The sequence below is a fragment of the Bradyrhizobium betae genome (assembly GCF_050632175.1).
Taxonomy (GTDB): domain Bacteria; phylum Pseudomonadota; class Alphaproteobacteria; order Rhizobiales; family Xanthobacteraceae; genus Bradyrhizobium; species Bradyrhizobium betae_B.
This window is the reverse complement of record NZ_CP192576.1, coordinates 5107843-5131675: the sequence shown is the minus strand read 5'-3', so window position 1 is coordinate 5131675 and position 23833 is coordinate 5107843. Positions and strand designations below refer to the sequence as shown.

20 protein-coding genes are annotated in these 23833 nt (G+C 63.5%); 14 read left to right on the top strand and 6 right to left on the bottom strand.

Annotated features, from left to right (window positions below):
* Positions 1-77: 77 nt before the first annotated feature.
* The 3 genes from ACQ86E_RS24650 (at position 78) to ACQ86E_RS24640 (ending at position 4482) form a co-directional block, all read left to right on the top strand.
* Positions 78-1313, top strand: a complete 1236-nt coding sequence (locus ACQ86E_RS24650; protein ID WP_431202198.1) for a putative DNA modification/repair radical SAM protein — start codon at positions 78-80, stop codon at positions 1311-1313.
* Positions 1313-2755: a UdgX family uracil-DNA binding protein gene (locus tag ACQ86E_RS24645; protein WP_431202197.1), complete on the top strand. Its 1443-nt coding sequence runs from the start codon at positions 1313-1315 to the stop codon at positions 2753-2755. Before ACQ86E_RS24650 ends, ACQ86E_RS24645 begins: the two co-directional genes overlap by 1 nt.
* Positions 2756-2853: 98 nt before the next feature.
* Positions 2854-4482, top strand: coding sequence for an inorganic phosphate transporter (locus ACQ86E_RS24640; RefSeq protein ID WP_431202196.1), 1629 nt, complete (start codon positions 2854-2856; stop codon positions 4480-4482).
* A 157-nt stretch (positions 4483-4639) separates the two neighbouring features.
* Here the strand turns inward: ACQ86E_RS24640 and ACQ86E_RS24635 are convergent, their stop codons facing one another.
* On the bottom strand, positions 4640-5812 hold the full coding sequence (locus tag ACQ86E_RS24635) for a M20 aminoacylase family protein (protein ID WP_431202195.1): 1173 nt from the start codon (positions 5810-5812) through the stop codon (positions 4640-4642).
* A 174-nt stretch (positions 5813-5986) separates the two neighbouring features.
* Between ACQ86E_RS24635 and ACQ86E_RS24630 the strand changes: the two genes are divergently transcribed.
* From ACQ86E_RS24630 to ACQ86E_RS24605, 6 genes are all read left to right on the top strand, one after another.
* On the top strand, positions 5987-7606 hold the full coding sequence (locus tag ACQ86E_RS24630; RefSeq protein WP_431202194.1) for a GMC family oxidoreductase: 1620 nt from the start codon (positions 5987-5989) through the stop codon (positions 7604-7606).
* 12 nt (positions 7607-7618) lie between these two features.
* The gene (locus ACQ86E_RS24625; RefSeq protein WP_431202193.1) at positions 7619-8500 is read left to right on the top strand and encodes an alpha/beta fold hydrolase; all 882 of its coding nucleotides are present in this window, start codon (positions 7619-7621) and stop codon (positions 8498-8500) included.
* Positions 8501-8668: 168 nt separating this feature from the next.
* On the top strand, positions 8669-9613 hold the full coding sequence (locus ACQ86E_RS24620; RefSeq protein WP_431202192.1) for a metallophosphoesterase family protein: 945 nt from the start codon (positions 8669-8671) through the stop codon (positions 9611-9613).
* 28 nt (positions 9614-9641) lie between these two features.
* Positions 9642-9965, top strand: coding sequence for a cupredoxin domain-containing protein (locus ACQ86E_RS24615; RefSeq protein WP_431202191.1), 324 nt, complete (start codon positions 9642-9644; stop codon positions 9963-9965).
* A gap of 142 nt (positions 9966-10107) precedes the next feature.
* Complete coding sequence (locus ACQ86E_RS24610) at positions 10108-10656, top strand: sigma-70 family RNA polymerase sigma factor (RefSeq protein ID WP_431202190.1); 549 nt, start codon at positions 10108-10110, stop codon at positions 10654-10656.
* A complete protein-coding gene (locus tag ACQ86E_RS24605) occupies positions 10653-11420 on the top strand; it encodes an anti-sigma factor family protein (RefSeq protein ID WP_431202189.1) in 768 nt (255 codons plus the stop codon). The genes ACQ86E_RS24610 and ACQ86E_RS24605 overlap by 4 nt, the downstream gene beginning before the upstream one ends.
* A gap of 33 nt (positions 11421-11453) precedes the next feature.
* Here the strand turns inward: ACQ86E_RS24605 and hpnO are convergent, their stop codons facing one another.
* Positions 11454-12845: an aminobacteriohopanetriol synthase HpnO gene (hpnO, locus tag ACQ86E_RS24600; RefSeq protein ID WP_431202188.1), complete on the bottom strand. Its 1392-nt coding sequence runs from the start codon at positions 12843-12845 to the stop codon at positions 11454-11456.
* 141 nt (positions 12846-12986) lie between these two features.
* On the opposite strand from hpnO, the gene ACQ86E_RS24595 reads away from it, so the two are divergent.
* Positions 12987-13613, top strand: coding sequence for a DUF2147 domain-containing protein (locus ACQ86E_RS24595; RefSeq protein ID WP_431202187.1), 627 nt, complete (start codon positions 12987-12989; stop codon positions 13611-13613).
* Here the strand turns inward: ACQ86E_RS24595 and ACQ86E_RS24590 are convergent.
* Entirely contained in the window at positions 13581-16169 is a 2589-nt protein-coding gene (locus ACQ86E_RS24590; RefSeq protein WP_431202186.1) for an MMPL family transporter, read from the bottom strand. The two genes, ACQ86E_RS24595 and ACQ86E_RS24590, sit on opposite strands and share 33 nt — an antisense overlap.
* 464 nt (positions 16170-16633) lie before the next feature.
* Here ACQ86E_RS24590 and ispH point away from each other — a divergent pair, with 464 nt between their 5' ends.
* The 3 genes from ispH (at position 16634) to ACQ86E_RS24575 (ending at position 20267) form a co-directional block, all read left to right on the top strand.
* On the top strand, positions 16634-17560 hold the full coding sequence (ispH, locus tag ACQ86E_RS24585) for a 4-hydroxy-3-methylbut-2-enyl diphosphate reductase (protein ID WP_015687459.1): 927 nt from the start codon (positions 16634-16636) through the stop codon (positions 17558-17560).
* A gap of 36 nt (positions 17561-17596) precedes the next feature.
* Positions 17597-18757: an adenosyl-hopene transferase HpnH gene (gene hpnH / locus ACQ86E_RS24580; protein ID WP_431202185.1), complete on the top strand. Its 1161-nt coding sequence runs from the start codon at positions 17597-17599 to the stop codon at positions 18755-18757.
* A 679-nt stretch (positions 18758-19436) separates the two neighbouring features.
* Positions 19437-20267 (top strand): outer membrane protein, encoded by an 831-nt coding sequence (locus ACQ86E_RS24575; protein ID WP_431202184.1) that lies wholly within the window; start codon positions 19437-19439, stop codon positions 20265-20267.
* A 143-nt stretch (positions 20268-20410) separates the two neighbouring features.
* On the opposite strand, the gene ACQ86E_RS24570 is transcribed toward ACQ86E_RS24575, so the two are convergent.
* The 3 genes from ACQ86E_RS24570 to ACQ86E_RS24560 all read right to left on the bottom strand — a co-directional run bounded on the left by ACQ86E_RS24570 (position 20411) and on the right by ACQ86E_RS24560 (position 23231).
* Entirely contained in the window at positions 20411-20965 is a 555-nt protein-coding gene (locus ACQ86E_RS24570; RefSeq protein ID WP_431202183.1) for a hypothetical protein, read from the bottom strand.
* Positions 20966-21162: 197 nt separating this feature from the next.
* On the bottom strand, positions 21163-22482 hold the full coding sequence (locus ACQ86E_RS24565; protein ID WP_431202182.1) for a sensor histidine kinase: 1320 nt from the start codon (positions 22480-22482) through the stop codon (positions 21163-21165).
* Positions 22483-22514: 32 nt separating this feature from the next.
* On the bottom strand, positions 22515-23231 hold the full coding sequence (locus tag ACQ86E_RS24560; RefSeq protein ID WP_431202181.1) for a response regulator: 717 nt from the start codon (positions 23229-23231) through the stop codon (positions 22515-22517).
* 278 nt (positions 23232-23509) lie between these two features.
* Here ACQ86E_RS24560 and ACQ86E_RS24555 point away from each other — a divergent pair, with 278 nt between their 5' ends.
* Positions 23510-23827 carry a cysteine rich repeat-containing protein gene (locus tag ACQ86E_RS24555; protein ID WP_431202180.1) on the top strand — a complete coding sequence of 106 codons (318 nt, stop codon included), beginning with the start codon at positions 23510-23512 and terminating at the stop codon, positions 23825-23827.
* The last annotated feature ends 6 nt before the right edge of the window (positions 23828-23833 follow it).

Sequence of the window (23833 nt, the reverse complement as noted above, 5' to 3'; positions counted from 1 at the left end):
TAAAGCTAACGGCGGCCCGGGAGTCAATCGAATTGGCGTTCGGTCTGATTCGTGAGCTGAATCAAAGGGATTCCTTGATGGATGTACAACGCAAGCTGGAGATCCTGGCGGATGCCGCGAAGTACGATGCCTCCTGTGCCTCCAGCGGTACCGAGAAGCGGGATTCCAGCGACGGCAAGGGCATGGGCTCGACCGCGCCGGGCATGGGCATCTGCCACTCCTACGCACCGGACGGACGCTGCATCTCCCTGCTCAAGGTGCTGCTGACCAACGCCTGCAATTACGATTGCCTCTATTGCGTCAACCGCGCCTCCAGCAACGTGCAGCGCGCCCGCTTCACCATCGACGAGGTGGTCAAGCTGACGCTCGACTTCTACCGGCGCAACTACATCGAAGGACTGTTCCTCTCCTCCGGCATCATCCGCAGCCCCGACTACACGATGGAGCAGGTGGTCGGCGTCGCGCGCAAACTGCGCGAGGAGCATCACTTCCGCGGCTACATCCACCTCAAGACCATTCCCGAGGCCGACGACACGCTGATCGCGGAAGCCGGCAAATATGCCGATCGTCTCTCCATCAACATCGAGATGCCCGAGGAGACGAGCCTGCAGCAATTCGCGCCGGAGAAGGACGTGCGCGCGATCCGCCGCACCATGGGCCGGCTGCGGCTGAAGCTGGACGAGGCCGAGGACAGCCGCAGCGCCAAGACGAAGGCCAGGCCGCAACGCTTCGCGCCCGCCGGCCAAAGCACGCAGATGATCGTCGGCGCAGACAGCGCCTCCGACCACACCATCCTGCACACAAGCGCCAATCTCTACGGCTCATACCGGCTGAGGCGCGTCTACTACTCCGCCTTCAGCCCGATCCCCGATGCCAGCCGGGCCTTGCCTCTGGTGCAGCCGCCGCTGCTGCGCGAGCATCGTCTCTACCAGGCCGACTGGTTGATGCGGTTCTACGGGTTCGACGTTGCGGAGATCGTCGACGACAGCGCCATGCTGCCGCTCGACATCGACCCCAAGCTCGCCTGGGCGCTGCGTCACCGCGACCGCTTCCCGCTCGACATCAACCGCGCCAGCCGCGAGGAGCTGCTGCGCGTGCCCGGCTTCGGCACCAAGGCGGTCGAACGCATCATCGCGACGCGGCGCACCGTCACCATCCGCGTCGCCGATCTGGCGCGGCTGCATGTTCCCCAGAAAAAGGCGCTGCCGTTCATTGTCCTCAGCGATCACCGGCCCGCCCCGCATAGGCTCGATGCGGCCGGGCTCATCGAGCGGTTCAAGCCGAAAGCAACGCAACTGGGATTTGGCTTCTGATGCAGTACATCACCCTCGATACCGAAACCGATTTCGACGGCTGGCGCAAAGCCGCGCGCAGCCTCGTGCTTCATCATGTGCAGCCAACCGACGTCATCTGGACGGTGCAAGGTGGCGAAGCCGAGTTGTTCGCGCCGCCCGCACCGTCTCCGATCCTCGCGGTGAATGACGGCACCTTCAACGTATCGGCCAAATTCGTCGAGCTGGCCAAGGCCGCGATCCTGCACCGCGATATCAAGCGCTTCGCGATCCTCTATCGCCTGCTCTGGCGATTGAAGGACAATCACGACCTCACCGAGGTCGCAACCGATCCTGATGTCGCGCAGGTCATTGCGATGGCAAGAGCGGTCCATCGCGACGAGCACAAGATGCATGCCTTCGTGCGCTTCCGCGAGATCGGCAGGGAGCGGCAGGCGCATTACGCCGCCTGGTTCGAGCCGGAGCACCACATCGTCGAGCTCGCCGCGCCGTTCTTTGCCAGGCGCTTTGCCGACATGCCCTGGTCGATCCTGACGCCGGACCTCTGCGCGCATTGGGACGGCCACGCGCTCTCCTTCACGCCGGGCGTCAGCAAGAGCGAGGCTCCGAGCGAAGACCGGCTGGAAGAAACCTGGCGGCGCTACTATGCCAGCATCTTCAATCCCGCGCGGTTGAAGGTGAAGGCGATGCAGGCGGAGATGCCGAAAAAGTACTGGAGGAACCTGCCTGAAGCCTCGATCATTAAACCCTTGATCGAGGACGCCGAGCGCATGACCGGCGCCATGATCGCCAGTGCCGCAACCGACCCGCATAAGCCACAAAAGCGATCGGAGGTTCCGATGACACGCAAGCTTGCTGCCGACGATCTCGAAGCGCTCCGCGAGGAAGCCGCCCATTGCCGCGCCTGCCCGCTCTACAAGGACGCGACGCAGACCGTGTTCGGCGAGGGCCCGAAAGACGCCAGCATCATGCTGGTCGGCGAGCAGCCCGGCGACAAGGAAGACCTCGCCGGCCATCCCTTCGTCGGCCCGGCCGGCCAGATGCTCGACCGCGCGCTGGCGGAGGCCGGCGTCGACCGCAAGAAAGTCTATGTCACCAACGCGGTGAAGCACTTCAAATTCGTGCCGCGTGGAAAAATCCGCCTGCACCAGAAGCCGGCGACGCCAGAGATCAAGGCGTGCCAGCAATGGTATGAGCGCGAGCTGGCGGTCGTTCAACCAGACCTCGTCGTCGCGATGGGCGCGACCGCCACGCAAAGCGTGTTCGGAAAGATCACGCCGGTCGGCAAGACCCGCGGCCGGCTGATCGATCTTCCCGATGGCCGCAAGGCGCTCGTGACGGTGCATCCGTCCTATCTGCTACGGCTGCCTGATCCGGAAGCGAAGGCGCTGGAATATCAGCGCTTCGTCGAAGATTTGAAGATCGCAGCCCGCTTGCAGAAGAAGGCCGCACGCGCCGCCTAGATATCAGTGAGAAGGCGACTTCAAGACGCCACTTGTCATCCAGCCTTCAAATCCATCACGGACAATGGCCCTTCAAAAAAGCCAAAGGGCGTCCAAAAATGACAGATGTTGCATTCGACCGTGCGGCAGGCGATCCGACGCCTGTCCAGCCGGCTTCCCGGCCCAATCTCGACAAGGGTTTCAACCCGCTGACGATGATCCTGTTCTTCGGCATCCTCGCCGCGGGCCTGCTGTTCGTCGCCTACAGCATCTATGTCGACGTCACCGCGACCGGCACAAAGGTTACGACCTACCTGCCCTACATCCTGCTGTTCGTCGCGCTCCTGATCGCGCTCGGCTTCGAATTCGTCAACGGCTTTCACGACACCGCCAATGCGGTCGCGACCGTGATCTACACCCATTCGCTGCCGGCCGAAGTTGCGGTGATGTGGTCGGGCTTCTTCAATTTCCTCGGCGTGCTGCTGTCCTCCGGCGCGGTCGCCTTCGGCATCGTCTCGCTGCTGCCGGTGGAGCTGATCCTCCAGGTCGGCTCCAGCGCCGGCTTCGCAATGGTGTTCGCGCTGCTGATCGCCGCGATCCTGTGGAATCTCGGCACCTGGTATTTCGGCCTGCCTGCCTCCTCCTCGCACACACTGATCGGCTCGATCATCGGCGTCGGCATTGCCAACGCCGTGATGCGCGGCCGCGACGGCACCTCGGGCGTCGACTGGAGCAAGGCCACCGAAATCGGCTATGCGCTACTGCTGTCGCCGCTGTTCGGCTTCGTCTGCGCGGCCGCGCTGCTGTTGCTGCTCAAGTTCGTGGTGCGCAACCCGGCCCTGTATGCGGCACCCGAAGGCAACAAGGCGCCGCCGCTGTGGATCCGCGGCCTGCTGATCGCGACCTGCACCGGGGTCAGCTTTGCCCATGGCTCCAACGACGGCCAGAAGGGCATGGGCCTGATCATGCTGATCCTGATCGGCACCGTGCCGACCGCCTACGCGCTCAACCGCGCGCTGCCGGACTCCCAGGTCGCCCAGTTCCAGAAGACTTCGGAAGCCGCCGCCAAGGTGATTGCGGCCAAGGGTGCCGGCCACAGCCTCATCGGCGATCCCCGTCCGGCGGTGACGCAATACATCGCGCTGCATAAGCTCAACGAGGGAACCTATCCTTCGCTCGCCGTGCTGGTGAAGGACGTCGGCGACCAGGTTGCCAAATATGGCTCGCTCAACAAGGTGCCGGCCGAAGCCGTCGGCAACACCCGCAACGACATGTACCTGACCTCGGAAGCCATCCGTTTCCTGATGAAGGACAAGGAAAACGACCTCAGCAAAGACGATGTCGCGGTGCTCAACACCTACAAGGGCTCGCTCGATGCCGCCACGAAGTTCATCCCGAACTGGGTGAAGATCGCGGTCGCCATCGCGCTCGGCCTCGGCACCATGATCGGCTGGAAGCAGATCGTGGTCACGGTCGGCGAGAAGATCGGCAAGACTCATCTCACCTATGCGCAGGGCGCCTCCGCCGAGCTCGTCGCCGCCGCCACGATCGGCGCGGCCGACGTGTTCGGCCTGCCGGTCTCGACCACCCACGTGCTGTCGTCCGGCGTCGCCGGCACCATGGCCGCGAACGGTTCGGGCCTGCAAATGGCAACCATTCGCAACCTGCTGATGGCCTGGGTGCTGACGCTGCCCTGCGCGATTGCGCTGTCGGCGACGCTCTACGTGATCTTCTCGAAGATCTTCTGAACTTCCTTCCCTCTCCCCGTTCTTACGGGGAGAGGGTCAGAGGCTGCATCCGCGATCACGGTGAGAGACGGACTCGCGGAGAGTCCTCCTCACCCAAATTCGATCCTCGATCTAATTTGACCTCTCCCCGCAAGCGGGGCGAGGGAAACAACAAGCCTTACGACGCCGCGAGCTGTTCCTCGACCAGCTTGACCCAATAGGACGTGCCGAACACGATCGCCTCGTCGTCGAAATTGTAGGCGGGGTGATGCAGGCCGGCGCTGTCGCCGTTGCCGCAGAAGATGAAGGCGCCGGGGCGCGCTTCAAGCATATAGGCGAAATCTTCGGCGCCCATCAGCGGCGGCATCTCGTGCACATTGGCATCGCCCGCGACTTGCTTCGCGATGCGCTTGGCGACCTCGGTCTCCGCGGCGTGATTGATCACGACGGGATAGTTGTTCTTGTAGTGTAGATCGATCCTGGCGCCGGTGATCTGCGCCACGCCCGCCACCACTTCGCGCACGCGCTTCTCGACCAGCTTGCGCACCTCCGGCGACAGCGTACGGATGGTGCCCCTCAACGTCGCGGTCTGCGGAATGACGTTGCGGGCGTTACCGGCATGGAATTCGCAAATCGAGATCACGGCCGATTCCAGCGGATCGACGCTACGCGCGACGATCGACTGCAAGGCGGTGATGACCTGCGCGCCGACCAGCACGGAATCGACGCATTTGTGCGGACGCGCGGCATGGCCGCCAAGACCTTCGATGTTGATGTCGACCTCGTCGGTCGCCGCCATGATGGCGCCCGGCCGGATCGCAAACGAGCCGACCGGAATACCGGGACCATTGTGCATGCCGTAGACCTGCTCGATGCCAAAGCGCTCCATCAGGCCGTCCTTGACCATGGCCGCGCCGCCGGCGCCGCCCTCCTCGGCCGGCTGGAAGATCACCACCGCGTCGCCGGCGAAATTGCGGGTCTCGGCGAGGTAGCGGGCTGCGCCGAGCAGCATCGCGGTATGGCCGTCGTGGCCGCAGGCGTGCATCTTGCCCGGCGTCTTGGAGGCGTAAGGCAGGTTGGTCTGCTCATCGATCGGCAGCGCGTCCATGTCGGCACGCATGCCGATCACCTTGAGCCCCGCGCCGGCCGGCTTGCTGCCCTTGATCACGCCAACCACGCCGGTCTGGCCGAGTCCGGTCACGACCTGATCGCAGCCGAACTCGCGCAGCCGATCTGCCACGAATGCTGCGGTGCGGTGGACGTCATAAAGCAGCTCCGGATGCTCGTGGATGTCCCGGCGCCAGGCCTGAATATCGGGTTGAAGGTCGGCGACGCGGTTCACGATGGGCATGGAGGATCTCAAGCTCTGTTGGAAATGCAGGACTGTCTACCATGCAAGCGCCAGTCCACCCAACCGGCCCAGGTGAGGCCTAGCCCTGCCCGCCCGGCATGGCCGGACTTGTCCCGACCCGCCGCGTCTGCCTATTAGGATGGAACGTTAAGTGACCATCCGGGTGGAAACAGAATGCCAAGGCGGCTCGAAGGTGAGTTTGACTATATCGTCGTCGGAGCCGGCACGGCCGGCTGTATCCTCGCCAACCGGCTCTCTGCCGTAGCAGGAACCCGCGTCCTCATCCTCGAAGCCGGCGGCGATGACAACTGGATCTGGTTTCACATCCCGGTCGGCTATCTCTTCGCGATCGGCAATCCCCGCTCGGACTGGATGTTCAAGACCGAGGCCGAGCCGGGCCTGAACGGGCGCGCGCTGGCCTATCCCCGCGGCAAGGTGATCGGCGGCTCTTCGGCGATCAACGCCATGATTTCGATGCGCGGACAGGCGGCAGACTATGATCACTGGCGCCAGCTCGGCATGACCGGCTGGGGTTATGACGACGTCCTGCCGCTGTTCAAGCGGCTGGAAGATCATTTCCTCGGTGCGAGCGAGCATCATGGCAGCGGCGGCGGCTGGCGCATCGAGGCGCCGCGGCTGTCGTGGGACGTCCTTGATGCCGTTGGGGACGCCGCAGAAGAAATGGGCATCAAGCGCATTCCGGATTTCAACACCGGCGACAACGAAGGCACCAGCTATTTCCACGTCAACCAGAAGCGCGGCCGGCGCTGGTCGTCGGCGCGCGGCTTCCTCAAGCCGGCGCTGAACCGTCCGAACCTGCGGCTCGAAAAGCACGTGCTGGTCGACCGCCTCATCATCGAGCAGGGCCGCGCCGTCGGCGTGCGCTTCATCCAGAACGGCGAGATCATCGAGGCGCGCGCCAAACGCGAAGTGGTGCTCTCGGCAGGCTCGATCGGCTCGGTGCAGGTGCTGCATCGCTCCGGCATCGGGCCAGCCGACTGGCTTTCGCCGCTCGGCATCGACATCGTCATGGACAAGCCCGGCGTCGGACGCAATCTGCAGGACCATCTCCAGCAACGCGCGATCTACAAGGTCGAGGGCGTGCGTACGCTGAACGAGACCTATTACAATCTGTTCCGCCGCGGCATGATGGGGCTCGACTATGCGTTCCGCCGCCGTGGGCCGCTGACGATGGCGCCGTCGCAGCTCGGCATCTTCACACGCTCCGATGCAACGCGCGCGCGCGCCAATATCCAGTTCCATGTGCAGCCGCTGTCGCTCGACAAGTTCGGCGATCCGCTGCACCGCTTCCCCGCGATCACGGTGAGCGCCTGCAATCTCCAGCCAACCTCGCGCGGCACCGTGCGGCTGCGTTCGGCGAGCCCTGATGAAAAGCCGATCATCGCGCCGAACTATCTGTCGACCGATGACGACCGCCAGGTCGGCGCAGACGCCATCCGCACCACCCGCCGCCTGATGCAGCAGCAGGCGCTGGCAAAATATCGCCCGAGCGAATATCTGCCCGGCCCCACCGTCGGCGACGACGACGCCTCGCTCGCCAAGGCCGCCGGCGATATCGGCACCACCATCTTCCATCCCGTCGGCACCGCGAAGATGGGCACGGCGAACGATCCGATGGCGGTGGTCGACGAGCGCCTCCGCTTCTACGGCCTCGGCGGCCTTCGCATCGTCGATGCGTCCATCATGCCGACGATCACCTCGGGCAACACCAACACACCGACCGCAATGATCGCCGAGAAAGGCGCGGCGATGATTCTGGATGACGCGAAGTAGCGCCCGGCCGCCATGATCAATCCGCACCGCTTTTCAATCGGCCCGGCGGACGCAGAGATCGCCATGCTGCAATGGGGCGAGAGTGGCAAACCACCCGCGCTCCTGGTGCACGGCACCGGCTTCGTCGCCGATGTCTGGGACGAGGTCGCGCGCGATCTCGCCTCGACCTACACCGTCTATGCGCTGGACCGCCGCGGCCATGGCGCCAGCCACAAGCCCGGCGCCTATCATTTCTTCGACTATGCCGAGGATGTCTGCCGGGTGATCGATACGCTCGAGCTGCGCGACGTCTACGGCATCGGCCACAGCGCCGGTGCAACCGATCTTCTGCTTGCGGCACAACTTCTGCCGGGACATTTCACGCGCCTGTTCGTGATGGAGCCGACGGTGATGGACCCGCGCTCCGCGCGCGCGGGAGGATTGGACGAGGACTCCCTCGCCCGCGTCGAAGGCACGCTGCGCCGGCGCGCCGAGTTCGACAGCACCGACGCCGCGTTCGAGCGCTACCGCACCGCGCCGGCGTTTGCGGATTGGACAGAGACCTCGCTCCGCGCTTATGTGCGCCACGGCTTCACGACGCTCGACGATGGCCGGGTCCGGCTCCGCTGCACACCCGAAATCGAGTCGGCGATCCTGCGTCCGATCTACGAGGCAATGACGCAGGTTTATGTGGGCGATGCCCGCGGCAATCCGTTCGGAGCATTCGCCGAGATCGACTGCCCGGTCCGCGTCACGACCGCTGAGAAGTCAGGGCCGATCTACAAGGAGATGGCATCGCGCGCGGTGACGCTGATTCCGCACGTCAGCACGCTGGTCTTCGAGGATGCCGGTCACTGTGTGGCGCAGGAAGCGCCAGCAGCCGTCGTGAAGGCCGTGCGGGAGTTCGCGGAGTAAACCTCGTGCCCCGGGAGCGCCGCCGCGTGCAACGCTGTTGCGCATCGCAGCGCTTCCGGGACGCGAGCTCCACCATCTCACGAAAACGTCATCGCGACCGGGAATAAGTCCCCTGCTCCCCCAATCATCTCTCCGAAGCCCAATTCCGGGCGGAGTGGAGACGTTGCGATGAGCGGACACGATCACGGCGAGGACGGCGTCAGCCGCCGCAAGGTGCTGGAGTGCATGACCTGGGCCGGCACCGGGGTGCTCTGGACCATCACCGGCGGCGTACCGCGCTCGCTCGGCATCATCGATTCCGCGCAAGCCGCGACCGCGGCCGCATCAGGCATGACCTTCCTCCAGATCAGCGACAGCCATGTCGGCTTCGACAAGCCGGCCAATCCCAACGCGCTCGGCACGCTGGAGGAAGCCGTCAACAAGATCAACGCGATGCCAGCCAAGCCGTCCTTCATGATCCACACCGGCGACATCACGCACCTGTCGAAGGCCGCCGAGTTCGACAATGCCGAGCGCATCATCTCGCAGAGCAAGCTCGACGTGCACTACGTGCCCGGCGAACATGACTTCCTCGACGAGGACGTGAAGTTCTATCGCGAGCGCTACGGTCGCGGCACCAAGGGTGCAGGCTGGTATTCCTTCGACGCCGGCGGCGTGCACTTTATCGGCCTCGTCAACGTCGTCGATCTCAAGGCCGGTGGCCTCGGCAATCTCGGCGCCGAGCAGCTCGCCTGGCTTGAGGACGATCTGCGCGGGAAGTCGAAATCGACACCCATTGTGCTCTTTGCGCACATTCCGCTCTGGACCGTCTATCCCGAATGGGGCTGGGGCACCGAAGACGGCGGCCGCGCGCTGGAATACGTCAAGGGTTTCGGCTCGGTCACCGTGCTCAACGGCCACATCCACCAGGTGATGCAGAAGGTCGAGGGCAACGTCACCTTCCACACTGCGCGCTCGACCGCCTTCCCGCAGCCGGCTCCGGGGACGGCGCCCTCGCCCGGACCGATGAAGGTCGAGGACGCCAGGCTCCGCTCCATGCTCGGCGTCGCCAGCATCAACTTCAAACAGAACGAGCAGCGGCTCGCGATCATCGACACGCCGCTGCAAGGCTGAAACGGAAAAAGCTGAACGGAAATTGACAATGAAGACACTCAATCGCCGTGACTTCGGTGTCGCTGTGGCCGCGGCCATCCTGTTGCCCGCAACACATGCCCGCGCCGACGACATGGACGTGCATATCGACAATTTCGTTTTCAAGCCGGCCGAGCTCACGGTCAAGGTCGGCACCACCGTGACCTGGACCAACCGGGACGACATTCCGCACACCGTGGTGTCGGCCGGCAAGTTCAGGTCCAAGACCCTGGACACCGACGACAAGTTCTCGTTCACCTTCACCAATGCGGGCGACTACAAATATTTTTGTTCGTTGCACCCGCACATGACGGGGATGATCAAGGTTGAGTAACGTCTCCAACCAAGGCATCAACGTCCTGCCCGGCCGGTGGTCCCACGCCGGCCGGGCTCGTGTGCCTTCGGTCACACACGCCGACACGACGAACAGGGACGACACAGCGCAACGCGCGGACCAAGAGGCAAAGCGAGGAGCGATGCCCGTGAGCGACGATTTGCAGAAGGCGCAGCGCTTCCGCGAGGCGGCGCTGCCCTATCTCGACGACGTCTACACGCTTGCGCGCTATTTGCTGCGTGATGCCTCCGACGCCGAGGATGCGGTGCAGGAGTGCTATTTGCGGGCGCTGAAGCATTTCGACAGTTATCGCGGGCCTGCGATGAAGCCGTGGCTGTTCGCGATCCTGCGCAACGTCTGCAACGCCGAATATGCGCGGCGCGCGCACAGGCACAGCGCGATCGAGGACACGCCCGGCGCCGCCGAGCAGACGCCGATATGGCAGGAGAGCGAGGCGAGCCCGGAAATCGAGGTGCTGCGCAGTCGCGATGCCGGCGCCATCCGCAAGCTGATCGACGCGCTCGCCGAGCCGTTCAAGGAAACCTTCGTGCTGCGGGAGATCAACAACCTGTCCTATCGTGAAATCGCAGAGGCCGCCGGCGTGCCCGTCGGCACGGTGATGTCCCGCCTCGCCCGGGCCCGCGCCATGCTGCGCGCGGCCTGGACGGCGGAAGAGGAGCAAGCAAGATGAATTGCGACGAAGCAAAGATCCTGCTTCACGCGCTGCTCGACAACGAGCTCGATGCCGGCCATGCGCGCGAGGTCGAAGCGCATCTCGCGAGCTGCCCGGACTGCGCCGCAGAGTTTGCCGCGCAGCGCGAGATGCAGCGCGTGCTCACTGAGACCAACCTGCGGTACGCCGCACCGGCGAGCCTCCGCTCGCGGATCGAGGCATCGCTGCCCGGGCCGCAGCGCCAGCAACCGACCCGTCGCTCCGTATTGCGCGGCTTCGCGATGGGCTCGGCGGTCTCAGCGCTCGCGGCGTCCGGCGTCGTCGCATTGGTGCTGCGCCAGGACGACCAGCAGCGCATCCTGTCGGAGGTCGTCTCCGCGCATCTGCGTTCGCTCCAGGCCGGCCATCTCATCGACGTGGTGTCCACCGACCAGCACACCGTCAAGCCGTGGTTCAACGGCAAGCTCGACGTCGCTCCGCCCGTGATCGATCTCACCGCGCAGGGCTTTACGCTGGTCGGCGGCCGGCTCGACTATATCGACGCCCGCGCCATCGGCGCGGTCGTCTACAAGCGCCGGCAGCACGTGATCAACCTGTTCGTATCGCAGACCACGAGCACCGAACACCGGCCACCGAAAACGCAGACCATGCAAGGCTTCAACTGTCGCCGCTGGGGCGAGCGCGGCCTGAACTTCTGGGCCGTCAGCGATATCGGCGGCGACGAGCTCGCCGAGTTCGTCGACAAGTTCGAGGCGGCGATGAAGGCGAATGTGGAGGGGTAGCGGTCTCGGCTGTCGTTGAAATAGGTCGGCGCCTTACGCCGACCGCCGCACCGCGTTGTCCACCAGCGTCTTGCCAAGCGACCAGATCGCGCCGGGGACCTTGTGGCTGCCGGCGATGACGTCGTCGAAAGCGCGCTCGATCCAGCCGCAATCTTCTTCGGTGATGGTGAGCGGCGGCAGCAGCTTGATGGTGTGGCTGCCGTGGCCGGCCACCTGGGTCAGGATCTTGTGATCCTTGAACAGCGGCACGGTGATGAGCTGGCAGAACAGGCCCTTGTTGGCCGTTTCCAGCACGTTCCAGGACGCGCGCAGCCGCAACGACTTCGGCGGGCCGAACTCGACACCGATCATCAGGCCCTTGCCGCGCACTTCCTTCATCAGCTCGTAGCCGGGCACCATGCGCGTCAGCGCGAGGCGCAGCTCGGCGCCGCGCTTCGCGGCGGACTCGATCAGCTTCTCGGACTCCATGACGTCGAGCGTGGCAATGCCCGCGGCCATGGCCAGATCGTTCTTGGAGAAGGTCGAACCATGGACCACGGCGCGGTCCATCTGATTAAAAATCTTGTCGAAGATGGCTTTGCGCGTCAGCACCGCGCCGACCGGCACGTGGCCGCCGGACAGCGACTTCGACAGCAGCACCATGTCGGGCTCGACGTTCCAGTGCTCGACCGCGAGGAAGCGGCCGGTGCGGCCCATGCCGGTCTGGATCTCGTCAGCGACGAACAGGGTGCCGTATTTCTTGCAGAGCGCGGCCGCGCCGGGCAGGAACTCGTCCGTGGGCATGTTGACGCCCTTGCCCTGGATCGGCTCGACGACGAAGGCCGCGACCTCGCGCGAGGCCAGCGCCTTTTCGAGCGCAGCCAGATCGTTGAACGGAATCGAGGTGCAGCCGGGCAGCAGCGGCTCGAAGCCGGTGCGGAAGTTCGAATCACCCGTCAGCGACAACGCGCCGTAGGTCAGGCCGTGATAGCCGTGGGCGCAATAGACGATACCGGGGCGGCCGGTCGCGCCTCGCGCAAACTTGATCGCGGCTTCGACGCATTCGGCGCCGGAATTGGCGAAAAACACCTTGTCGAGATAAGGGACGTACTTCAGAAGCCGCTCGGCGAGCACGCCGGCGAGCACCGAGACGTCGAACTGGACGAGATTGGGCAGGTCCGCATCGAGCACGCTCTTGAGCGCGTCGCGCATGACGGGATGGTTGCGCCCGATCGCAAACACACCAAAGCCGGACAGCAGATCGAGATAGCGCGCGCCGTCGCGATCGTAGAGATACTGCCCCTGCCCCTTCTGGAAGCCGACATCGTAACCGATGGTCTTGAGAACACGAACGAACTGCTCGTTCAGATACCGGTTATGCAGGGCGCTGCGCTGGGCCTGACGGTCCGCGAATAGCTGAGACATGTCTGGATTTTGGCTTTGCATCCGCTACATACTTCGATTGAGGACCGTCTCGTCAACTGAAAACGGTGAGTAACTGAAAACGGTCTGTGCGGCCTTTTGCCCTTTTTCGGACCATCTTCGCAAGCACAGCTTTAGACCATGTTGCACTGCCGAGGAACTATCATGCGTTTGGCCCTTTACACCGGAATATTACTGGCAGGCGGTTACACCTGCCTGACACCTGCGCTTGCCGCCGATCCCACCGGCGACTGGCGGGTCGCCGACGGCGTCGCCAACATCCGCGTTGCCCAATGCAATGGCAGCATGTGGGGCGCGGTTTCCTGGGAAAAGCAGCCCGGCGGACGCGACGAATACAATCCGGATGCATCAAAAAAGACCAGGCCGACGCTCGGCATGGCAACCCTGATCGACATGAAGAAGAAACCCGGCATCGATCAGTGGGAGGGGCAGGTCTACAATGCGAAAGATGGCCAGCTCTACAGCGCGACCATCACGCCGGCCGGAGCCGACCAGCTCGAAATCAAGGGCTGCGTGATGGGCTTTCTCTGCGGCGGCGAGACCTGGACCCGGGTCGGTCCGCCGATTCCCTCAAGCCCCTCGAACGCGATGGCCAAGGGCGCGCCCAAGCCCGGCACAGCTCCAAAAGCTGCAGGCACGACGGTTGCCGCAGCGGCGCCCGCCCCCGCAGCCCCGAAGGCCGCCACTGCGGCCAAGCCCGGTCAGAAGAGCGCCGCCGACCCGGTCGGCGACATCTGCCTACTCCCTGAGATTGCGGGGTTTGCCCATTAGGGCCGGCTGAAACAGCAGCACCGCGGCAAGCGTCGTCACCAGCGAGAGAGCGAGCAGCTTGCCCATGCTGGATGTGCCGGGATGGCTCGACAGCCACAGGCTGCCGAACGCCGTCGCCGTCGTCAGTGCGCTGAAAAAGATCGCACGTGTCAGGCTGGTCTGAAGCAGGTTTGTCCTGCCCGAGCGCCACGCCACGACATAGTAGATCTTGAAGGCGACGCCGACGCCGAGCAGCAGCGGGAACGCGACGATATTGGCGAAGTTGAGCGGCAGGCCGATCAACACGCAGATCTCGAGCGTCACCGCGCCCGCAACCAGCAGCGGCACCAGCGTCATCAGCACGTCGACGAACCGCCGCAGCGTGACCCACAGCAGAAGGCCGATCACCAGCAGCGCGTAGATGCCAGCGTGGATGAACGCCTTCACCACGGTGTCGCCGGATTTCAGGATCGAGACCGGCCCGCCGATCGCGGTCGGCTCGGCAACGAGCACTGCCGCCGCAAATTTGCGCAGCGTGTCGTTGTCGTTGGGATCGCCCTTCGGCTGCGCCTCGACGCGAATGATGCCGTCCTTGCTCTTCCAGGCGCTGACGAGTTCGGGGGGCAGGGAGTTTAGAGTGACCGGCCCCGCCTGCATCGCGTTCCTGAGCTGGTCGAACACGATCTTCAGCGGCGTGACGAACACGTCCTGCGCCTTGTTGCGCGTGGCCTCGTCGCCATCGGCGAGCTTCTGAAGCGCATCCGCCAGCCGGCGCGAGGCGACCGCGCCAGGGCCCTTGTCGTCACCCGCGGTCCGGCGCAGATTGTCGACCGAGGACTTCAGCGAATCGACGTTTTCCTTGTCCGTCGGCGCTGCGTCGACCTGGTCAGGATTGAGCGCTGGGTTCAGCACCTTGGCGCCCTGCGCGATCAGCTTCAGCTTCGGCTGCTGGTCTTCAGGCACGAAGCTGTTGAGCGACATCACCCGCAGCACCTCCGGCACCTTCTCCAGCTTCGCCTCGACCTGCCTCGCCTGGTCCTCCGACGTGGTCATCACGTTGATGGCATTGGCGCCGGTGTTGGGATCCTTGCGCAGGTCGAGGAAGGTCGCGATCGATTCCGCCTTCGGGTTGCGCAGGTTCATCGGGTTGAAGTCGAACTTCAGGAAGTAGAGCAGCGGCAGGCCGGCGACCGCCAGCAGCAGCGTGCCACCGACAACAAGCACGCGGTGATTTTCCAGGAAGTGATCGAGCGGCGCCAGGAACGCGTAGCCGACCGGCTCCTGCTCACCGGGCGGGTTCAACAGCTTCAGCATCGCGGGCAGTACCGTGATGCTGGAGAGGAACGCTACCAGCATGCCGACGCCGGCGATCTGGCCGAGCTCCGAGATGCCCTTGTAGTCGGTCGGCAGGAAACAGAGGAAACCGGCCGCGGTCGCCATCGCCGCCAGCGACAGCGGCACCGCGGAGCGCTTGGCGGCAATCACCAGCGCGCCGGAGAGATCGTTGTGCTTGTAGCGCTCCGAGCGGTAGCGGACGCTGTACTGGATACCGAAATCGACGCCCAGTCCCACGAACAGCACGGCGAACGCGATCGACAGCAAGTTGAACGAGCCGACCATCATCAGGCCGGCAGCGGTCGTCAGCGCAAGGCCGACGAAGAGATTGACGAAGACCGCGAAGATGATCTTCGACGAATGCAGCGCCATCCACAGGATCAGCAGCACGACGAGAACAGTGCCGACGCCGTTGACGACGGCGCCTTCCTGCACGGTGGCATACTCCTCGTTGGCAATCGGGACCGGGCCCGTCAGCCGCACCCGCGCCTGATATTTGGTCGCGAAATCGAGATCGACCGCAGCCTTGCGAATCGCATCCGTGGCGCCCTTGCCGGGCTCCAGCGCGTTGTAGTCGAGGATCGGCTTGAACTCGATGAAAGCGCGCTTGTCGGAATCCGACAGCGGCTCGTCGCTGACGAGCTCGCGCCAGGAGAAGCTCGCATTGCCCTTGTTGAGCACCGTCTCCACCGTCTGCGCGATCTGGTTGAAGGGCCGCGCGGTGTTGTCGAGCTTGACCTGGCCGCGCTTGACGCCGGCAAGTCCCGTTTCCAGCGCGCCGGTCAGGCCGCGGATCGAGGGGTCGCCCGCCATGATCTCGATCAGTGGCGCCGCGGACTCGAACTGGCTGGTGGTCTTGGCAACCTCGTCAGTCGGCAGGAAAAGCAGACCGTTCTTCTCGAAGAACTCGCCGGTGCCGAGTTGTTGCATCGACTGGAAGTCGGTCTTGTTGTCCTTCAGCTTGGCGAACAGCGCATCCGACGCCGCGGTCGCCATTTCGGGCGTCCTTGCCTCGACCACCGCGAGAATCGTCGCGTCGCGGTCGAAGGCGCGGTCGAATTGCTGGTCGCGCTGTCGCCAGTCCAGATTTTGGGCAATCAGCGAATTGATGTCGGTGTTGATGGCGAAGTGCTGCGACGTGTAATAGCCGGCCCCCACCGACAGCAGTAGACCGAGAACGACGACGAGGGAGGCAAACCGGGTGCAGGCCCTGACGATGGCAACGACGACGCTTTGCAGCACTTCTTTTCTTTCTGCTGTTAACAGCTTGCCGGAAACGCCCGCTGTTTATCGGAGTTCCCGGGCGAAACCTATTGCTGTTTTGATTGGCACTCGCCGGAACGAGGTTCCAGGTAAACGGCGGGAAGCCATGAAAAATCATTGCGGGGTGGTCGGTATAGCCGGGAAGTTGAGGCGGCAAAGTGGCGAAGGGGTAAGCAGCAATGTCGTCATTTTGACCACGGCAAGGTCTGTACTATAACACCACAAAATTGAGCCGGAGCGGAACCCGGGTTTCATCCCACCTTTCCTTTCTGCCGATTTTTTGACACAAATTGCTGTGCCTCCATGCGCTGAGGCCCAGTTGGGGTGGGCGGCTACCGTGTGTGCGAACCCAATGGTGCGGTTATTGCAGCTCGTTAGGCAGTATCGGGGTGCCGCCAGGGACCCGAAAAGCGGATTGGTGCAACTTGCGTGATGGACGTCCTATGGAAGTTTATCTGGCGCAGCCGCGCGGCTTTTGCGCAGGCGTGGTGCGCGCGATCGAGATCGTGGAACGGGCGCTGGAGAAGTACGGCCCGCCCGTCTACGTGCGCCATGAGATCGTGCACAATAAATACGTGGTCGAGAGCCTGAAGAACAAAGGCGCGATCTTCGTCGAGGAGCTGTCCGAGGTTCCGCCGAAGGCTGTGACCGTTTTCAGCGCCCACGGCGTCGCCCGCAGCGTCGAGGAAGAGGCCGCCGCGCGCGACCTTCCGGTGCTCAATGCCACCTGCCCCCTGGTCACGAAAGTTCACAATCAGGGGAAGCGCTACATCGCCCGGGGCCGCACCCTGATCCTGATCGGGCATGCCGGCCACCCCGAGGTGGAGGGCACAATGGGTCAGGTTCCCGCCCCCGTGCTGCTGGTTCAGAGCGTCGAAGAGGTTAACGCCCTGACCCTGCCGGCAGATACGCCAGTGGCCTACATCACCCAGACCACCCTGTCGGTGGACGACACCAAGGACATTATTGCAGCCCTCCAGGCCCGCTTTACAGATATTCAAGGCCCCGATATCCGGGATATCTGCTATGCGACACAGAACCGCCAATCTGCGGTAAGGGACTTGAGCAAGCTGGTCGACGTGATCCTGGTGGTGGGCGCTGCCAACAGCTCGAACTCGAACCGGCTCCGCGAAATCGGCACTGAGGCCGGCGTCGCGAGTTATTTGATTGCCGACGGCAGCAAGCTCAATCCGGAATGGTTGAAAGATGCCCGGACCGTCGGCGTCACGGCCGGCGCTTCGGCGCCCGAGGTGCTCGTGGATGACGTGATCGAAGCGATGCGGCGGATCGGACCGGTCAAGGTTTCGGTCCTGCCGGGTCGCGAGGAAAACATCGAATTCCGGCTTCCGGCCCAATTGGCTGCGAGCTGACCCACCCGAATTCCAAGCCCAGAAAGAAACTTTGTAATGGCTATCCCCTTCTTCAAGGAAATGCGTATCGGCGCCTATCTGCTCAAGCAGAAAATGCTCGGCCGCAAACGCTATCCGCTCGTGCTGATGCTGGAGCCGCTGTTTCGCTGCAACCTCGCCTGCGTCGGCTGCGGCAAGATCGATTATCCGGATGCGATCCTCAACCGCCGCATGACGGCGCAGGAGTGCTGGGACGCGGCCGACGAGTGCGGCGCGCCGATGGTCGCCATTCCCGGCGGCGAGCCGCTGATCCACAAGGAGATCGGCGAAATCGTGCGCGGCCTCGTGGCGCGCAAGAAGTTCGTCTCGCTCTGCACCAACGCGCTGCTGCTCGAGAAGAAGCTCGACCTGTTCGAGCCCTCCCCGTATCTGTTCTTCTCCGTGCATCTGGATGGCCTGAAGGACCATCACGACAAGGCGGTGTCGCAGAAGGGCGTGTTCGACCGCGCCGTTTCAGCAATCAAGGCAGCCAAGGCGCGCGGCTTCACCGTCAACGTCAACGCCACCATCTTCGACGGCCACCCGGCCGAGGAGATCGCGAAATTCCTCGACCTCACCGTCGAGCTCGGTGTCGGCGTCTCGATGTCGCCGGGCTACGCCTATGAGCGTGCGCCGGACCAGGAGCACTTCCTCAACCGCACCAAGACCAAGAAGCTGTTCCGCGACGTCTTTGCGATGGGCAAGGGCAAGAAGTGGAATTTCATGCATTCCGGCCTGTTCCTCGACTTCCTCGCCGGCAACCAGGAATACGAGTGCACCCCGTGGGGCATGCCCGCGCGCAACATCTTCGGCTGGCAGAAGCCGTGCTACCTGCTCGGTGAAGGCTACGCCAAGACCTTCAAGGAGCTGATGGACACCACCGACTGGGAGACCTACGGCACCGGCCGTTACGAGAAGTGCGCCGACTGTATGGCCCATTGCGGCTACGAGCCGACGGCGGCGACCGCGGCTCTCAACAACCCGATCAAGGCGATGTGGGTGTCGTTGCGCGGCATCCGGACCACGGGTCCGATGGCGCCCGAGATCGACATGAGCAAGCAGCGCCCGGCGCAGTACATCTTCTCATCTGAAGTGCAGAAGCGCCTGTCGGAGATCCGCAAGGACGAAGCCGAGGCCGCGCAGCAGAAGGCCGCGCGGAAGGCTTCGACCGCCGCTTAAGCGCGCTCGCGAAGTCGCGAACAAGAAAGGCCCGGTCGCCATCGCGACCGGGCCTTTGCTTTTCGGCGCAAGCGCCTTCGAGAGGCCGGCGTCATCGCGGAGGCTACGCTCCCTGTCCTCCTTGCTTGGCCAGCCCGGGAGCCCTCCTGCAAAAAGTGAAAAACAACCCCATGCACAGTAGAGCCACGATCGCTGGCCGCCATAGGACCAGCTCCGTCAAGCCATTGCGGCATCAATCAAATCAGCCGCAAACCGCCGAGCATCACAGCACGGGTTATTTTCGCAGCCAGACAGGCCGCCAGCCACCGCGACTCAAAGCTCGCGCGAATTCGAATTTCACGAAATCTATTTGACGCGTCGGGCAAAACAGTGGCACTATGCCATCCTGCCAGCATCATCTTCGCCTCCTCGCGGTCAGAAGCGATTCGTTGATTGCGAACTCACTTGAGCTCCACCACCCCGCGGTCGCGGGAGCCGGCTGGATGATCTCTAGTGCAGGACTGCATTGGTCATATCGCAATACGTCGCCGTAGTCCCATCCGATGGGCGAACCTGACGCCAGCGACCAACCACAGGCTGCGAGGACTGCGCGCCTGTGGCTCAGCAGTGACAGCATTTTTTCATCTGCGGTGGTCTACTCTCGGCGACCACCCCCGCCAGCTAACCTCAGGATACTCAATTGAAAAGAATTGCTTTCGCCGCGCTCGCAGCGCTGGCGGCCACGTCCGCGTCGGCTGCCGACATGGCTGCTTCCACCTATACGAAAGCGCCTGCGATGGTCGCTGTCGCAAGTTGGACTGGCTTCTATGCCGGCCTCAACGTTGGCTATGGGTTCAATGATCCCGTTGCGACCTTTACGGCGAATGACGTCGTCTCCAATTCGATCATTGGAAACGTCGGTACGGCCGCAGCGCCGGTCGCCTACGATGTCAAGGGTGTTCTCGGTGGCGCGCAGGCTGGTTACAATTGGCAGGTATCGCCGAACTGGTTGATCGGCTTTGAGGCGGATTTTCAGGGCAGCGACATCAAGGGATCAGCGGCGTCCCCTTACGCGGTCATTGGGCGACCGGGTCAGATCGAAGCGCAACAGAATGTCGAATGGTTCGGAACGCTCCGCGCGCGCGCTGGATTGCTCGCGACCAACAAGCTGCTCGTCTACGGCACCGGCGGCTTCGCTTACGGATCGGTCCGCGAAGATTCCATTCTCAGCAACACAATTGGCTTCACCGCCACGAGCGGGGGCGTGAGCGCTGTCTGCGCGGCTGCGGCAGCCTGCTACACAGGACCAACGACCAAAATCCTGACCGGATACGCGGTGGGTGGCGGATTTGAGTACGCCGCCTGGCGAAATGTTTCCTTGAAGGCCGAGTATCTCTACGTCAATCTCGGAAGCAGCAACATCACGTCAACGGCGCCTGCGACTGCTGGTACGACGGCTTCGACCATCGGCACGCACTTCAGTGATCTGGACTTTCATGTTGTTCGCGTCGGCGCGAATTATCACTTCTGATGTCTTCATCGATGAATTCAAAGCCCGGCCTCAGCGCCGGGCTTTTTTGTTGGCAGCGCTATTAGCTACGCGCTGTTTGAGCCATCCGAGGCGGACGTGCGTCCGAGCCCGCTTGATTTGTCGGAGTGGAGCAAGGGTCCTGCTTATCGCCAATAGTAGGTTCGTGGGGCATGGTAGTAAGCCCAGCGTGCATGGTACCAAGGTGCGTAGTAAAAGGGGCGCGGGCCATAGACAAACGGGCGGGCCGCATAAACGATCGGACCGGGTGGGTAGACAGTGACCGGCGCAACGTATGCCGGGGCGGCGGCAGCCGCGCCGACGGCACTCCCCACCGCGAAGCCGGCTACGGCAGCAGCACCCGGACCATAGTGACGCGGAGCGCCGGCGGATCCCCAGCGGGACACCGTGCCCTCACGGGTGACGGAATTGCCATTAGGCCCGGTGGTGGTGCGGCTGCCGGTGCAGACCCCACCGCTGCAGGACACCGTCCCTTGGCGGCTTACGCTGTTGCCGTAGGGACCGGTGCGCGTGATCTGCCGTGAGCAGGTTCCGTTGGCGCAGCTGCCCGAGGCGTTGACGGACGCCGTACCGCGCCAGCCGGACACCGAGCGGCTCCTCGTCCAAGCATTGGCGTCGGCGACGACGGCGACCGACAGCACTCCCGCAAGCGCGGACATGGTCAGGAGCTTCTTCATCATGGCATTCTCCGTGAACGAGTTGACGGCCATGCGCTGCGGCAGGTCCGTGTCACTGAGAATGCAGGAGCAATGTCAGCGCTTTTTGATCCTGATTCATCGTTGCTTGGAGTTTGGTCAACGGCAGGTAACGTTCTGTAAGAATCCGGCCCGATGAACCGCCGCTCTTGGTCCGGCAAGCGCGCGCGGTGGTGCAGTCTTCAGCCTGCAGCAAACACCGGAAGCCGGACAGAGAAGCGCGCCCCGCCAGAGGGTGCGTCGCCAATCGCAATGGTCCCGCCGCAGACCTCGACCAGACTGCGAACAACGGCGAGGCCAAGGCCCGCCCCGCCCGTGAATCGATTGCGAGACTGCTCCAGGCGCACGAAGGGTTCGAGCAGGATATCGCGTTGACTGAGCGGAACGCCGGGGCCCTCGTCGTCAACCATCAAGAGGACGCAATGCGCCTCTCGTTCCATAGCAAGATGTGCAACGTGACCGTACTTCAGCGCATTGTCTGCAAGGTTAGCGACGATCCGCCGGCACGCGAGGCGATCACCAAGGATATTGGAACCCTCCACGCCCGGACCGATGCGCAGGTCGATCTCGGCTCCCGCCTCTCGCCTGTCCAGAACTTCGGAGCGAACAATCTCGTCAAACTCCAACAGCTCCTCTTCGAGTTCGCCGGCTCCCGCGCGACTGGCAAGGAGCGAGTCGTCCAGCAGACGGATCATATCCGCGATTCCGTTGACTGCCCGGTCGCGCTCCGTCGCTTCCGGAATGCAATCGACGCTGAGGCGTAATCGCGTCGCGAAGGATCGAACGTCGTGCGAGATGCCCCCGAGCAACGCCATCCGGGCACGCAGGAGCAGAGCGAGACGTGTCTGCAGCCGATTGAAGGCCGTGATGACGGCCCGTATTTCGGGCGCGCTGGCCCGTGCCTGTGGCAGGTATACTGGAGCGCCTGTGAGGTCCATTCTGTCGACGGCCGCGGCAAGCTTCGACAAAGGCCGCGTCTCTCGTAGAGTGACGACGAGCGCGACCAGAGCAATCAAGGTCCCAAGCAGGCCCGCACCGAACCCTATCGGGAGGCCGATCCGGCTGACGGCCAACGGGCTTGCCGAAGCGACGATGAGCGTGTCCCCCGCCGTGAGCCCTATACGGATTTCGAGCGCCTTCCTGGCTGCTGGAGGCAACCAGTAATGGCGAGTGTTCTCGGCAACGTTTTGGCTCAACCTGATCGCAAATGGCCGGCTGCCGATTGCGTCGGCGTATGCCTGGTGCAAGTTCGCGTCAACGTCGAGGGCCTTGTCGGATTCCCCAACGGCCTCACCGGCTTCCAACCGCGCGGTCAGAGTGCTCGACGTGGCTACGTCGAGTATATCAGGTACCTGCTCGCGCGGCGCCCGTTCGAGGAGATTCACCAATGCAGAGAGCTGTCGTGCCGACGGACGGACATTCAGCGCGCTCCAGTCCCCCGAACGGTAGAACGTGGCTATGGAGACGAGCCAGACGGCCATCAGGGCGGTGACGACGATCATCGTGACGCGGGCCGCGAGACTCACACGAAGCATCACATCACCGCCTTCACCTGAGCGGTGAACAGATAACCGCCGTTACGCACCGTGCTGATAAGGCTTGAACCGGGGCTTTTCGCCTGGAATTTCTTGCGAACGCGCGAGACCAGCATGTCGATGGTACGATCGAACGGGTCAGCCGCGCGTCCGCGAGTCCAATCGAGAATCTGGTCCCGCGTCAACACCCGACGCGGCCTCTGCACGAAACAGGCGAGAAGATCGAACTCCGCGGTGGTAAACGTCACTTCGTCCCCGCCGTCGTCGACGAGCTGCCGCGCGTCCAGATCGATGATGAATCGGTCGAAAGCAAAACGCCTCGTCGTCGAAGCGACGGGCTTTATGTTCGCGCGCCGCAGCAGGGCCCGCACACGAGCGAGCAACTCGCGTGGCGCAAACGGCTTTACGAGATAGTCGTCGGCGCCCATTTCGAGCCCGATGACCTTGTCGATCTCGTCGCTCTTGGCCGTCAGCATCATGATCGGCGTGACGTCCTTCGTTCGTATCCTGCGGCAGATCGACAACCCGTCTTCGCCAGGAAGCATCAGGTCGAGGATGATGAGATCCGGCGGCGTGCGAGCAAGTACTGCGCCGGCTGCAGTGGCATCCTCCGCTTCCTCGACGCAAAATCCCTCGTTGCGCAGCAGCTTACTGACCTGCCTTCGGATTTCCGGATCGTCCTCAACAATCAGGATCGTGGTGTCAATCGCGCCCATCCAGAACTTTATGAACATCTGACAAGGAGAAACAAGGGCACAGGCCGGATTTTACAAACCGTTACAACCGCTGACCAAACTCCAAGAATCTAGGCGTCCGGATCAAACGGCGCTGACATTGCTCCAGCATTCTCCTCACGACGGTTCGCCGTCTTTGGAGTCCGGCGCGATTTCGGAGGTAGCGCGATGGGAGAGCTCTATCCATGTCCATCCTCCTGACCGCGAGAGCAACAGGCCGACAGCCGGCCGAACGACGTCCCCGCACCGATCATCGGAGAATGAAGACCATGGCTACAAGTGCATATCGCTATCGCATCGCTGCCCTCTCGCTGGTCGCGGCTGCCGCAACGGCCGCTTGCTCGACGACGGCTCGGGCCCAAGCCTCATCTCAGATGCAGGCTCAGGTCATGGCCATGGCTCAGGCCTGTCGCGCCGACATCGGTCAGCACTGCGCAACCGTACAACGCGGCGGCGGCCGCATTCTGGCCTGCCTGCAAAGCCATTCCGGTGAACTGACGCCGTCATGCCGCGACGCCATGCCGAAGGCCGAGTCGCTCAGATCGCAGGCTGCCGGGGCCGGCACGTTGCCCAAGTGAGCACTG

What these genes read in the sequence shown, in the direction of transcription:
- ACQ86E_RS24650 (WP_431202198.1), top strand. Translation starts at nt 78, where the DNA reads ATGGATGTACAACGCAAGCTGGAGATCCTGGCGGATGCCGCGAAGTAC.
- ACQ86E_RS24645 (WP_431202197.1), top strand. Translation starts at nt 1,313, where the DNA reads ATGCAGTACATCACCCTCGATACCGAAACCGATTTCGACGGCTGGCGC.
- ACQ86E_RS24640 (WP_431202196.1), top strand. Translation starts at nt 2,854, where the DNA reads ATGACAGATGTTGCATTCGACCGTGCGGCAGGCGATCCGACGCCTGTC.
- ACQ86E_RS24635 (WP_431202195.1), bottom strand. Translation starts at nt 5,812, where the DNA reads ATGCCCATCGTGAACCGCGTCGCCGACCTTCAACCCGATATTCAGGCC.
- ACQ86E_RS24630 (WP_431202194.1), top strand. Translation starts at nt 5,987, where the DNA reads ATGCCAAGGCGGCTCGAAGGTGAGTTTGACTATATCGTCGTCGGAGCC.
- ACQ86E_RS24625 (WP_431202193.1), top strand. Translation starts at nt 7,619, where the DNA reads ATGATCAATCCGCACCGCTTTTCAATCGGCCCGGCGGACGCAGAGATC.
- ACQ86E_RS24620 (WP_431202192.1), top strand. Translation starts at nt 8,669, where the DNA reads ATGAGCGGACACGATCACGGCGAGGACGGCGTCAGCCGCCGCAAGGTG.
- ACQ86E_RS24615 (WP_431202191.1), top strand. Translation starts at nt 9,642, where the DNA reads ATGAAGACACTCAATCGCCGTGACTTCGGTGTCGCTGTGGCCGCGGCC.
- ACQ86E_RS24610 (WP_431202190.1), top strand. Translation starts at nt 10,108, where the DNA reads ATGCCCGTGAGCGACGATTTGCAGAAGGCGCAGCGCTTCCGCGAGGCG.
- ACQ86E_RS24605 (WP_431202189.1), top strand. Translation starts at nt 10,653, where the DNA reads ATGAATTGCGACGAAGCAAAGATCCTGCTTCACGCGCTGCTCGACAAC.
- hpnO (WP_431202188.1), bottom strand. Translation starts at nt 12,845, where the DNA reads ATGCAAAGCCAAAATCCAGACATGTCTCAGCTATTCGCGGACCGTCAG.
- ACQ86E_RS24595 (WP_431202187.1), top strand. Translation starts at nt 12,987, where the DNA reads ATGCGTTTGGCCCTTTACACCGGAATATTACTGGCAGGCGGTTACACC.
- ispH (WP_015687459.1), top strand. Translation starts at nt 16,634, where the DNA reads ATGGAAGTTTATCTGGCGCAGCCGCGCGGCTTTTGCGCAGGCGTGGTG.
- hpnH (WP_431202185.1), top strand. Translation starts at nt 17,597, where the DNA reads ATGGCTATCCCCTTCTTCAAGGAAATGCGTATCGGCGCCTATCTGCTC.
- ACQ86E_RS24570 (WP_431202183.1), bottom strand. Translation starts at nt 20,965, where the DNA reads ATGATGAAGAAGCTCCTGACCATGTCCGCGCTTGCGGGAGTGCTGTCG.
- ACQ86E_RS24565 (WP_431202182.1), bottom strand. Translation starts at nt 22,482, where the DNA reads ATGATCGTCGTCACCGCCCTGATGGCCGTCTGGCTCGTCTCCATAGCC.
- ACQ86E_RS24560 (WP_431202181.1), bottom strand. Translation starts at nt 23,231, where the DNA reads ATGGGCGCGATTGACACCACGATCCTGATTGTTGAGGACGATCCGGAA.
- ACQ86E_RS24555 (WP_431202180.1), top strand. Translation starts at nt 23,510, where the DNA reads ATGAAGACCATGGCTACAAGTGCATATCGCTATCGCATCGCTGCCCTC.